Annotated in this window: 9 protein-coding genes and 2 pseudogenes; 1 reads left to right on the plus strand and 10 read right to left on the minus strand. The window is 65.2% G+C overall.

The genetic code is table 11. From position 1 onward, the window contains the following. Positions 1-277, plus strand: a pseudogene (locus tag AC08OP_RS12175) (hypothetical protein); the annotation flags it as partial. Here AC08OP_RS12175 and AC08OP_RS12180 read toward each other — a convergent pair. From AC08OP_RS12180 to AC08OP_RS12225, 10 genes and pseudogenes are all read right to left on the minus strand, one after another. Then, the gene (locus tag AC08OP_RS12180) at positions 261-3311 is read right to left on the minus strand and encodes an FAD-binding and (Fe-S)-binding domain-containing protein (protein WP_476614302.1); all 3051 of its coding nucleotides are present in this window, start codon (positions 3309-3311) and stop codon (positions 261-263) included. The pseudogene AC08OP_RS12175 and the gene AC08OP_RS12180 overlap by 17 nt on opposite strands. Positions 3312-3545: 234 nt before the next feature. After that, positions 3546-4040: a transposase gene (locus AC08OP_RS12185; protein WP_476614294.1), complete on the minus strand. Its 495-nt coding sequence runs from the start codon at positions 4038-4040 to the stop codon at positions 3546-3548. A 108-nt stretch (positions 4041-4148) separates the two neighbouring features. Then, positions 4149-4955, minus strand: a complete 807-nt coding sequence (locus AC08OP_RS12190) for a class I SAM-dependent methyltransferase (protein ID WP_476614295.1) — start codon at positions 4953-4955, stop codon at positions 4149-4151. Positions 4956-5214: 259 nt separating this feature from the next. Continuing rightward, entirely contained in the window at positions 5215-6216 is a 1002-nt protein-coding gene (locus AC08OP_RS12195; RefSeq protein ID WP_476614296.1) for an alpha-ketoacid dehydrogenase subunit beta, read from the minus strand. Continuing rightward, a pseudogene (locus AC08OP_RS12200) lies at positions 6216-7295 on the minus strand (thiamine pyrophosphate-dependent dehydrogenase E1 component subunit alpha). Before AC08OP_RS12200 ends, AC08OP_RS12195 begins: the two are co-directional and overlap by 1 nt. 35 nt (positions 7296-7330) lie before the next feature. Then, complete coding sequence (locus AC08OP_RS12205) at positions 7331-7834, minus strand: class IV adenylate cyclase (protein WP_476614297.1); 504 nt, start codon at positions 7832-7834, stop codon at positions 7331-7333. 5 nt (positions 7835-7839) lie between these two features. Continuing rightward, complete coding sequence (locus AC08OP_RS12210; protein ID WP_476614298.1) at positions 7840-9066, minus strand: cytochrome P450; 1227 nt, start codon at positions 9064-9066, stop codon at positions 7840-7842. Next, a complete protein-coding gene (locus AC08OP_RS12215; protein WP_476614299.1) occupies positions 9063-9449 on the minus strand; it encodes a hypothetical protein in 387 nt (128 codons plus the stop codon). The genes AC08OP_RS12210 and AC08OP_RS12215 overlap by 4 nt, the downstream gene beginning before the upstream one ends. A gap of 233 nt (positions 9450-9682) precedes the next feature. Beyond that, positions 9683-10789 carry an aminotransferase class I/II-fold pyridoxal phosphate-dependent enzyme gene (locus tag AC08OP_RS12220; RefSeq protein ID WP_476614300.1) on the minus strand — a complete coding sequence of 369 codons (1107 nt, stop codon included), beginning with the start codon at positions 10787-10789 and terminating at the stop codon, positions 9683-9685. Continuing rightward, positions 10786-12143, minus strand: a 1358-nt coding sequence (locus AC08OP_RS12225) for a hypothetical protein (protein ID WP_476614301.1), incomplete at its 5' end; no start/stop codon positions are given. The genes AC08OP_RS12220 and AC08OP_RS12225, both read right to left, overlap by 4 nt.

Genomic DNA, 12143 nt, shown 5'->3' on the forward strand with positions numbered 1-12143 from the left:
ACAGTGGCGGCACGAGAACGAGGCCGCCCTGCACACCGGGTCGCACGTTCCCGACGGATTCGTCCGCCTCGATGGCGGGATGACGGGAGTCGTGCAGGTCGGCCACACCCGGGTGGAGGTCGCCCGGCTCCGGCCACTGGTCGCGAAGCTCGCCCGTAACCACCCCGTCGTCGTGCTCGCCGTTCCCCGGGGGGAGCTGGCCGGCAACCCGGCCGGCCCGTCCGCGGTCGCCGACGGTGGCGGCCTGCCGGCGACGGTCTTCACCGTGGAGATCTGAGCCCGGCGAGATGCTCGGCGAGCAGCTCGGCGAGATGCCGCCCGCGCCGGGCGGCGACGTGTTCGGCCTGGGCCCGGCAGGAGAATCCGTCGGCGAGCAGCACGGTGCCCGCGGGAGCCGAGGCGATCGCCGGGCCCAGGGTGCGGGCGGCGATCGCCATCGACACGTCGTAGTGCCCGGCCTCCATGCCGAAGTTGCCGGCCAGGCCGCAGCACCCGGCGAGGACGGTGACGTCCGCGCCGGCCACCGCCAGCAGGCCGCGGTCGGCGGCGAATCCCATGACCGCGTGCTGGTGGCAGTGCGGCTGGGCGAGGACGCGCACCCCGTCGAGGCGCGGCGGAGTCCAGCCGACGGTGTCGCCGAGCAGCTCGGCGAGGGTACGCACCGCACCGGCGACCAGCGCGGCGGCGGGGTCGCCCGCGAGCAGCTCGACGAGGTCGCCGCGCAGCACCGCCGTGCAGGACGGTTCCAGACCGACGATCGGCGTCCCGGCCCGGGCGTACGGCGCGAGGCGGTCAACGGTCGCCCGCAACCGGCGGCGCGCGCCGTCGAGCTGGCCGGTGGTGATCCAGGTGAGACCACAGCACGCGGGGCCCGGTGGCACGATCACCCGGTAGCCGGCGTCCGCCAGCACTGCCACGGCGGCTCGGCCGACCTCGGGGGAGAAGGCCTCCGTGAACGTGTCGATCCACAGCACCACCTCCCGGCTGTGGGCCTCGCGTCTGTGGGCCGCTTGCCCGTCAGCCGTTTGCCCGTCAGCCGCTTGCCCGTCGGCCGCTTGCCCGTCGGCCGCTTGCCTGTCAGCCGGCCGCCCATCAGCCAGGTACCCGTTTCCCCGGTCCGGGCCGCCGTGCTCGCGCCACCAGCGGCTGAACGGTTGCCTGGCGAAGGCCGGCACCTCGCGGCGCACGTCCATGCCCCCCACCCGCAGCAGCAGCCGTCGCACCGCCGGTCCGGCCAGCACCGCGTTGACCAGGCGTGGCGCCCGCCCGGCGACCCGGGCCCAGCGGGGCAACCAGCCGAGCACGTAATGGCTGACCGGCCGGAGCCGATGCCGGTAGGCGCGGAACAGCACCTCGGACTTGTACGTCGCCATGTCCACCCCGGCCGCGCAGTCGCGCGCGCACGCCTTGCACGACAGGCACAGGTCGAGCACCTCGGCCACCTCCGGGGCCCGGGCGCCCCCGGCACCTCCGCGGACCAGCGAGCCGTTCGCCATCTCCTGCAGCACCCTGGCCCGGCCGCGGGTGGAATCCTTCTCGTCGCGCGTCGCGAGGTACGACGGGCACATGAAGCCGCCGGCCGCCGGCGTGTCGGCCCGGCAGGTGCCCAGCCCGACGCAGCGGTGGACGGCCCGCCCGAACTCCCCCGCGTCGGCGGTGAAGGCGAATCCGCCGCTAGCGGGCAGCGGGCGAGCCGCCGGCAGGCGCAGGTCGGCGTCGATCGGCCTCGGCCGGACCAGCACACCCGGATTGAGAAGATCGTCTGGATCGAACAGGGCCTTGAAACCGGCGAAGACGCCGAGCGCGGCCGGCGAGTACATCCTGGCCAGCAGCTCACCGCGGGCCCGGCCGTCCCCGTGCTCACCGGATATCGAGCCGCCGTAGGAGGCGACCAGGTCGGCGGCCTCGGTCAGGAACGGGCGCAGGCGCCCCGGGGCGTCCGCCAACGGTAGATCAAGCCGGATGTGCACGCAGCCGTCCCCGAAGTGTCCGTACGGCACCCCGTCGATCCGGTGCGCACGCAGCAGGTCCTCGAAGTCACGCAGGTAGGCCCCCAGGCGCTGCGGCGGCACGGCCGCGTCCTCCCAGCCGGGCCAGGCCGGTTCCCCCGCCGCGGTCCGCCCGGCGAGACCCGCGCCGTCCTCGCGGATCCGCCAGAGGGCGCGGGTCTGCGGGCCGGTGGGCAGCACCCGGGTGGCCCTCGTGCCCGCGGCGGCCGCCAACGCCCGGCCGGCCGCGAGCGTCTCCGCCGGGCTCGCCCCACCGACCTCGACGAACAGCCAGCCGGTGCCGGCGGGAAGCTCCGGTACGGCCCGCGGTCCCCGGTGCCGGCGCACGATGTCGACCAGGCGCGCGTCCATGCCCTCCACCGCCAGCGGAGCGTGCGGGAACAGCAGCGGCACGGCGTCCGCGGCGGCCGGCATGTCCGGATAGCCCAGCACGACCATCGCGGTCGCGGCCGGTCGGGGGACGAGGCGGACGGTCGCCCCGAGCACGACCACGCAGGTGCCCTCGGAGCCCACCAGTGCCTTCGCCAGGTCGCCGCCGCGTTCGGGCAGCAGGTGCTCCAGCGAGTAGCCGGAGACCTGGCGGGGGAACCTGCCGAGTTCGGTGCGCAGGACCGCCAGGTTGGCCCGGACGAGGTCGTCGAGCCCGGGGACTGCCGGACGCCCGGAGCCGCCCGAACGCCCGGAGCCACCCGAACGCCCAGAGCCACCCGAACGCCCAGAGCCACCCGGGCCGACCCGCAGCCGACGTCCCGTGCCGTCGAGCACGTCGAGGTCGACGATGTTGTCGGCGGTCCGGCCGTAGGCGATCGCCCGTGCGCCGCAGGCGTTGTTGCCGATCATGCCGCCGATGGTGCAGCGGGCATGGGTGGAGGGATCCGGACCGAATCGCAGCCCGTGCCGGCCAGCCGCCGCCTGGAGGCTGTCCAGGATGACCCCGGGCTGCACGCTCGCGGTGCGGGCGGCCGGGTCCAGGGAGATGACGCGGTGCAGGTGGCGGCTGAGATCCATCACCACCCCGGGGCCCACGGCGTTGCCCGCGATGGAGGTGCCCGCTCCCCGGGTGGTCAGCGGGGTCGCGGTGGACCGGCAAACCGCCACGATCGCCAGGATGTCCTCGACCTCCCGGGGGAACACCACGACCGCGGGTGGCACCCGGTAGTTCGAGGCGTCGGAGGAGTACTCGGCCCGGCGCCGGGCCGAGGCGTCGACCATGGGCCGGACCGCTCGATCATGATCCACACCGGTGCCAGCGACCATCGACCCGGCCGTGGTCGGTCGCTCCCCGAGCGCCGCCCGCAGCATCCGGGCCAGCTCCGCCCGGTCCCCGGCCCCTGTTCCGACCCCGGCCCGGTCACCGGGACGCCGAAACTGTCGGCGAAACTGTTCGACCCGCACGCGACGCTGCTCCCGCTGCACCCCACCATCCTCGCCACGGGCCGGGCCGGCCGCACCGGATCGGCCTGCCACTGTGGATCTTCAATGAGATCACCCTCCCGGAACCCGGGCACGGCACGGTCGGTGGCCTCCTTCGGCCGCTCACTGATGTTGACCATGCCGACGATCCTGCCCCCTGGTCACAGTGCTGCGCGACTGGTTGACCCACCCAGTCCAGCCCTTGGGCAGCATGATCTCCAGCTCGGTTCGCAGTTCCCCACTGTCCTGCAGGCGGCTCCGCTTGTAGATCGTCTCGTGGGACACGCGCATGCTCTCGTCATCGGGGAACTCCTTACGCAGTCTCTTGCTGATCCGTTTCGGGGACCACTTCTCGTCCAGGCCCGCGTTGACCTCGTCGCGCAACGGCGGCGACGCGACGAGTTTGCGTTCCTTCGGACGCGCGCGCATCGCGTCACAACGCGCCTGCGCGTCCGCCGCCCAGTATGCTTCCTCGCCGCCGTTACGCTCGATCTCCCGTGAAATCGTCGAGTGATGCCGGCCGAGCATCTTCGCGATGATCCGCGCCGATTGGTTCCGACCCAGCTCTCGGGAAATTACCTCCCGCTCCTCGATTGTCAACTGCTCCCGCCGGCCCATCCACCATCAGTCCCTCGGCTCCACCATCCAGTCCCTCGACGCCAACGCGATCATCCTATCGAGACGTTGCTACGACCATTTGACCCCGCCATGTCCATGGTCGACCGGTCAGCGCGCCTGGGCCCGTACAAGCAGATACTCAGCGTCGAGCTCGATCCGGTCCGCCACCACGGAACCCTCAGTGAAACAGCTCTCGATCTCCTGTCGCAATTCCCGCGCGGCCGGTGGGTCCAGCGAGATCAGGGCGGCGACGTGGGGCGGGGAGTAACGGAGGAAGAAGTCCGCGGCGGCCGCCACTGTCGGGAAGGAGTACCTGATACACGCGGATATGCACTCGATGTCGTGGAAGTAGGGCGTGAGCCTGGGGAGCACGACGTCGCGCACTCCCCACTCATTGGGCTCGGGCAGGCTCTCGGGGAGGGGGAGGCGACGCTTTATGATCGCGTTGAGCCGGCCCATGAACCCGGTAGGGGTGAAGTTCGCCAGGCCAACCTGGCCGCCGGGCCGCAGCACTCGGTGGACCTCGGCGGTGGCCGCATCGGGTCGCGGTGCGAACCAGATGCCGCAGGCGGAGAGAGCCACGTCGCAGCTGGCGTCCGACAAGGGAAGGTCCTCGGCATCGCCTTCGAGGACGGTGATCTCCAACCCGGCCTCCTGGGCCCGGGCCCGGGCCAGCTCCACCATCCGCGGCGTGATGTCGACGGCGGTGACCAGCGCGCCCCGTCGGCCCGCGGCCAGCGCTACGTTCCCGGTGGCGGTAGCCACGTCGACAACCCGCTGGCCCGCCCGCACTCCGGCCCAGTCGCACAGCGCTTCGGCAATGGGTAGCTGCCGGTCGGCGATCAGCTGGTAGTCCCCCATAGTCCAGATGATCCGACCGCGATTCTTGACGCCATGTGGGTCATCCGTCGTCATGGCATGCCTCCCATCGATAGAGTGAGCGTTCCGTGATGTCGCGTGGCGGCTGAGCTGCAGGGCAAGGAAGAGTTATCGCGCGTCTCGTGACGAAGCTGAACAAGCATCACTCCTCCACCGAACGGGCCGGCAGTTCCATTGGGCTCCCTCTCAAGACAGTGCTCACGAGCACAGACGACATTCGGTCAGCGCGAAAGGCGTTGAGGCAGAGATGACACGAGGTCGTTGAGGATTCTCGTCCACCGCGAACGCCACCGCGTCATCTGCCTACCAGCTTCTCCGAGACGACACGGCGTACCGCTTGCGCTACCTGCTCGACGTCAAGCAGTGTCTGCCGCTCAAGGGGCGGGCTAAACGGTGTCGGTACATCTGCAGCCGTCACTCGTACCGGAGCCGCCATCAGCCGCCAGAAGCGCTCCTCGGCGAGCGAGGCGACAAGCTCGCTCGCGAAGCTGCAGGTGCGGGGTGCCGGATCGACGACGATGACCCGGCCAGTTTTCTCAACCGAAGCGTTGATCGTCTCGTAATCCAATGGAACGAGCGAGCGCGGGTCGACGACCTCGACCGAGATCCCCTCTGTCTCAAGCCTCTGCGCAGCAGCAAGAGCGACTCTGACAGCACCGGCGATCGCAACCACCGTCACGTCAGTCCCCTCACGCTTTATATCCGCCGAGCCAAGTGGAATCACGTAGTCTTCATCCGGGACCGGGCCCCGCATTTCGAACAGCGTAGCGTCCCTGAACAGCAGCACCGGATCGTCCTCACGAATCGCTGCCGTTGTCAGCCCCTTCATGTCGTACGGAGTGCTCGGAGCGACGATCTTCAAGCCCGGACTGTTGGCGAACAGCGCGAACGGACGATCCGCGTGATGGGCGGCTTCCGAATTACCATAGAATACTGGCACAAGCAGCAGTAGCGGTACCTTCGCCTGCCCACTCGACATATAGCGGATCTTCGCCGCCTGATTCACTATCTGATCCATCGCCGAGTACAGAAATGTCGAGCACGCCATATCGATCACCGGACGGAGACCCGTCAATGCTGCCCCCACGCCGACACCGACGGAAGCCGCCTCCGAGATCGGTAGATTCCGAATACGCTCCTTACCGAACTCATCAACAGGGAAACGGCCATACAGGTTGGCCCGCAAATCCTGAGCCATAAAGAACACCGACGGATCGTGGCGCATCTTCTCAGTAATCGCCGCAAGAGTCGCATCGAAATACGTCAGCTGTGTCGTTTCCCGCACCTCAGCGCCCATCACCGGCTCCTGATCGCAATCGGGTTGACGAACACGTCCTCGAACGCCTCACCGGGCTCGGGAAGTGGGCTTTCCTGGGCAAAACGGATAGCTCCCTCCATCTCCCTGGCCACCTCGGCTTCCAGGTGCACAGCATCCTCGCCAGTCAGTACCCCACGGCTACGGAGCTCTTCCCGGAACAACACGATCGGATCCCGCGCCCGCCACTCCTCCACCTCCTCTGGCGAGCGGTAGCGCGGCAAGCTCCCTTGCGAGTCGACGACCTCGACGTGCTCACGGAAGCGCTACGTCTTCGCATCAACCAGGCTCGGCCCGCCTCCGGAACGAGCACGCGCCGCCGCCGCCGAAACCGCCGCATACACCGCCAGCACATCCTGACCATCAACGCAGGCGCCCGGCATCGCATAGGCCGCCGCCCGGTCGGCGACATTCTCCACTGCCATCGCCTCCCGAATTGGGGACGTTACCGCATAACCATTGTTCTCGCAGAGAAAAACCGTCGGCACAGCCCAAATCGCCGCCAGATTCAACGCCTCGTGAAACGGACCAGTGTTCGCAGCGCCATCACCAAAAAAGCTCAAACACACCTGACCTGTCTCGCGCATCTTCGCGCTCAATCCTGCTCCAACCGCAATCGACAAACTCCCACCAACAATCCCCGACTCACCAAGGCTGCCCACCGAGAAATCCGTCAGATGCAACGACCCACCCTTGCCCCGGCAGACCCCTGTTGACTTCCCAAGGAGCTCAGCCATCAACGGACCAAGCTGCGAACCTTTACCGATCAAATGGCCGTGCGACCGATGATAGCCGATCATATAGTCATCGCCGCGAAGAGCCATACACGCCCCAACAGCCGCGGCCTCATGCCCGATCGACGTATGAAGCCATCCAGGAAGCAAACCCTTCGCCTGCAACTCAATAGCACGCTCATCGAAGTGCCGAATACGCAGCATACGCCGCTGCATCTCGATCAAACGCTCACTGCTCAGAGTCGCATCTATAAGAGACTGGCCTATTTTTCCCCGGGCCGATTCCATAACCCCAGTCCTATCTCTGTCTTCTACCGTTATGGCCATGTTCGGATGGGCGAATGAAAGGTTGGCAAATCAAGCTAATGCGACAGACCCAGTAGCAGATCGGCGTAGGACATCGGGATGTCGGGTTCGGCCTCCAAAGCGAGTGATCGTCGGTGTCGCCGATGAATAATATCGGCCTGCATGCCAGGTATAACGGCTGTTTCGAGCTCAACGAACGCGCCTAGTCCGACAACCTCGTCAAGATGAACGATAGTCGAGTCGAGTCTCCATTCCTCCCGGGTCTTGACCACGTCGACCAGCACTCCCAGCAAAGCCCCGAAGACGTTCCTGCACGAATCGGGATCGGTGACGTCGGTTGTGATGTATATGCACCGCCGGTCGGGCCCCTGATGTCGGTGGTATGCGACCAGTTGTGCGGCGTCTACGGACGCCCGAAGTTTGAGCCAACCGACCGGTACCTGGAAGTAGGTATCGCGTTGATGCACGAAGGTATCGAGAGACCCACCCGCGTCGGTCAGCCGCTTCCGAACCTCAGTCAAGCCGGCACATCGGATCTTCGTTTCGAACAGCTCTGGCATGGTCACTAATCCGGTCTGGTGCGTGCGATCTCCAGGCGTACTGGACCGCGTACGAAAAAAGACTGTCCATAGTCGATGGTGGTGACGACGTAGTCAGGAACGAACGACAGCAACTGCTCCAGAGCCAGGCGTGCCTCGACGCGTGCGAGCGGAGCGCCGAGACACAAATGGATTCCATGACCGAATCCGAGATGCCGATTGGGTGAGCGAGTAATATCGAACCGCTCTGGATGGGGGAAGCGGATGGGATCGCGGCCTGCCGCAGCGGTCAAGACCCAGACGGTTTCGCCGGGCAACAGGGAGACCGCACCGATCGCGGTATCCTCGGTCACCGTTCTGGGGTCGAACTGCGCCGGTCCACTGAACCGAATAACCTCCTCCACGGCAGCTCCGGTGAGTGAGCGGTCGGCAAGCAGAGCACGGCGCTGGTCGTGATGCGCGGCGATCAGAACGATCGCGTTGGCGATCAGCTTGGCCGTGGTCTCGGTACTCGCCATAAGGAGTAGTACACAGGCGGCTACGACCTCCGGTCTGGTCAGGGTTCCCGTGCGATGGGCTGCCAGCAGGTGCGCTAGCAGGCTGTCCTCGGCCGGCGCCTCACTGGCCAGTCTGCTGCGGGTATAGTCTGCCAACGCCATCCCCGCGCTCACCGCATTTCGGTAGAGTGCCGCGGCCGTTGGCTCGGTGTCCGCCAACACCGCGGCAACGCTGCCGACGGCCATCTCCTGTGTCCATCGAATGACCTGGCTGCTGTCCGACTCCGGGACGCCCAGCATCCTGCAGGTGACCAGGGCGGCGAGTGGGAACGCCACGCCAGTGAGCACGTCAATGGGTTCCCCGTCGCGTAGTGGCTCCCGCAGAGCGGCGAACACATCCTCGACAGTGGCGCGGACGAGCGGCTCCCAGCGCGCCACGGCGCGTACTGTGAAGCAGTGGCGCAGCACGGAACGTAGCCGGTCGTGGTCAGGTGGATCGCTGCCCAGCACGGTGGCTGCACCGTCGTACCACGGTCCGAATTTCTCATCGGCGAGTACCCGCGAGGAGTAACGGGAGGGATCCCCGAGAATCGCCACTGCGTCATCGTATCCAGTCACCATCCACACGTCGGCCAATCCGTTATAAACACACCTGCCGAGCAACCGGATTCGTTCATAGACCGGAAACGGGTCGGCGACCACCTCCGGCGACATGAAGTTGATGTTCAGTACGGGTGTTCGGGGGGTCGTAGTCACGCCGGGACCTTTCCGAGCAGAATCATGTACTCCAGGTCGATACGAATGCCGTCAGATGTCATCGATGACCTTGTGGTGAGCCGTTCGACCTCGGCGGTGAGCTTGTCCACCTGTGCCGGATCTAGACCACTGCAGGCCGCGATATGGGACGCGGAGTTGGTGAACAAGAACTCTGTGGCAGCCCCAGCGGACGCGAAGTTCCACGGGACGGTCGCGGTGAATGTCATCACGTCGGTGAAGTGTTGTTCGAACCGGGTGATGGCCACTGCTTCGTTGGCCCAGTCGTTGCGCTCCGGAACACCGTCCGGCAGCGGTCGATAAGCCTTGATGATCTCCTCGACCTGGCCAAAGTAGCTTCCAGGCGTGAATCCGGCTAGCCCCACGACACCCCCGGGCCGCAGTACCCGGCGTGCTTCCGCGATAGCGATATCCGGTCACGGCGTCCAGCACAGCCTTGCCGGGTTGAATGTCAGCGCTCTGGCACAGGTGTTCAGCGATCGGCATTACGCGTGTGGCAAGTTTAGCGTAATCTCCTTGCGCCCAGGTCTCGCGAACATAGTCCTTGTATGCGGCGGCGACGGTTTCCCTTATCATCGGATACCTTCCGTGATCGCATTTATTGTATGGCGTCAAAATCCGTCAGCGCCTGGACAACTTGATGCAGCAGGGATACCGGCGCGGCGGTGAACTGAAGTAGTGACGCGAAGCCTACGCAATCTGCATGAGAACGGACAATCACGCCTTTCCTGATGAGATGCTCTTTGAGACAGCGTGCATCGTCCGGTTCGCCGACATCCACGGTGAGAAAGTTGGCGTCACTTGGCAACGGCGAAATGCCTTTCTCCATGCCGGCCACCTGGCCGGCAAGCCACTCGCGCCCGTCGACGATGTCTTTCCGGATCGAGTCGAGCTCCTTCTTGTGGTTACGGCACATTTCAAGTGCCACCCAGGCAGTAACGCCGGACACAGCGCGAGCCCGACCCCATTTGCGGAGGTACTCTACAATCGATGGCGCGCCGATGGCGTAACCCAGACGCATCCCGGCCAGCCCGGCACTCTTGGAAAACGATCCGATCCGTACCACGTTGTCACATCCGCAGAAGTGCCGGGGTCTGCCTTCCCCACGAAAGGCTTGATAACACTCATCGATCACGAGCAGATTTCCATGATGATCGGCCACCGCGGCAAGGGCCATCATGGCCTCTTCGTCGAGGGACCTGCCCAGCATGCCGTGCGGGTCCGTCACGACGAGGACGGTCGACGGCCTGCGGTCCATCGCCCGCATGGCGTCGTCCACCACGAAGGACAGCTCGCCGGGCCGCGGCAGCCAAGGAAGAACGTTGATGCCTCGCAGTTGGGCGTGATACCGGTAGGCCGGATAGGTGGGATCCTGCAGGATCAAGGAGCCTGGTCTGGCGGCACACGCGTCGATGATCACTCCTATCGCGTCGTCGGATCCGGGGAAGATCTCCAATTCCTCAGGAGAGCAGTCCACAACATCGGCCAGTTCGGTGATGAGTTCTGAGTAGATCGGGTATCTGGTCGCGGCCGTCGGCGGAATTTTCTGCAGCACCGTGGCCATCAACGGATCGAGCGCTGGGTGGATCAGTTCGTTGCGCGAGAGGTCCAAAACATTGCGGGGATGGGAGCGCCGTTCAGGAGCGGCCAAGCTGCTTAGCCGCGGGTCGAGGTACCACTGGTCCGACGTCGTGAAACCGGTCATTTCTCGGCCACCGCCTTGTCTGCGAAGTAACTGCCTAGGCAATGGCCGATGAAGCGCTCCACGCATCGACGTTTACGGCGAGCTTCAAGGTCACGGCCCGAAGCAAGCGAGTGCGCTACTTTGACGTCGGTTTCCTCGTGGCAGCGCAAGTAATCTGTCGCATAATGCAGCCCGCTGAATGACACCGATCCGCCAGTGTCGATATTCCACTCGTGTACAGCCAATGCCATCTGTGCCAGCTCGTTGTCTATCGTCCGTGCGCCTAGCAGTCGCGCGACCTCACGCTGGGCGTGATCCTCCTCCAGCACCGTCGGCACCGATATATGGAGGCCACTGTCCAGCGCCGGAACTCGATCGAGAAGCAGGTTCGGCGGCCCGTCCGATATCTGGCGCACCCGTACGCCGGAGAGCAACCCGTATCGCGAGGGCACGAAAAGTCTGTTGTAGATATCCTTCGGTTCGTCGAGCGCCCCCAACTTCCCTACATAAATGATCTCGCGGACACCCAATTTGCAGCATTGCCGCGCCAGCCGGTCACCGATAGATCCCCAGTAACTGAACCGCACCCCCAGCAAGGTGATTCGCCGGCCCCTTGGTCGACTGAAGGTCGAGGCAATATAATACGATGTCTCCTGATGCCCGATACGGTAATAACCAGCATCACTAAGAATTCCGGAAAGCAATTCAATCTTGCCGAATACGACAGTTTCAGCACCGTTGACGAGCGATTCATTAATCCCCGTCCATTCGGCGATTGAATGCTCCGCATCCGGATAATACCACACCCGCAGCAACTGCTCGGTATGGCGAGTGTACCGGTTCATCACGTGTGCGACAAGGCTGGCGTAGTGAATCACGTAGTCACGTCCTGGAGGCACCGCTATACATAGCACCTCCCGGCCGTAAGGATCGTGTGCTTTGAACAGTTCAGGCCACACGCCGTTAAGTATCTTGTCTGGCTGCTGATTCGAGCCGAGCGGCTGTTGCACCCGTCGGCCCAACGCCGTGGCAACCAAAGTGAAATGGGCCAGGTACACACCGTGGACCTCGATGGGCATCCTCCGCGCGACCGCTCCGCGAATCAGCTCGGTCGAAACTCGCTGATCAACGTAAGGATCAAGGTCTTCTGCCATCGTGTGGTCGCTCGGTCGAGCCATGGGTACCCGGTTCGTCGGGTATCTTTCCCGCCGAGAGTAGATGGTGATCAGCGAGGCATCCATCTTTATCTGTTTTATCTGTGCCTCCTGCCAATCCGGTCCCTGCCGGATTGGCAGGAGGACAACCCATTCGGTCCATTCGGTCAGAGCCTGTTTTAGATCTTCTTGTGTGTACGGAGTGCGATGGAAGGCTGGTG

The sequence above is a fragment of the Frankia sp. CeRuru1 genome, from assembly GCF_977966315.1.

Excerpts from the sequence above, each read along its gene's own strand:
- AC08OP_RS12220 (WP_476614300.1), bottom strand. The coding sequence starts at position 10,789 with ATGACCGGTTTCACGACGTCGGACCAGTGGTACCTCGACCCGCGGCTA.
- AC08OP_RS12205 (WP_476614297.1), bottom strand. The coding sequence starts at position 7,834 with ATGCCAGAGCTGTTCGAAACGAAGATCCGATGTGCCGGCTTGACTGAG.
- AC08OP_RS12190 (WP_476614295.1), bottom strand. The coding sequence starts at position 4,955 with ATGACGACGGATGACCCACATGGCGTCAAGAATCGCGGTCGGATCATC.
- AC08OP_RS12195 (WP_476614296.1), bottom strand. The coding sequence starts at position 6,216 with ATGGGCGCTGAGGTGCGGGAAACGACACAGCTGACGTATTTCGATGCG.
- AC08OP_RS12185 (WP_476614294.1), bottom strand. The coding sequence starts at position 4,040 with ATGGGCCGGCGGGAGCAGTTGACAATCGAGGAGCGGGAGGTAATTTCC.
- AC08OP_RS12180 (WP_476614302.1), bottom strand. The coding sequence starts at position 3,311 with ATGCTGCGGGCGGCGCTCGGGGAGCGACCGACCACGGCCGGGTCGATG.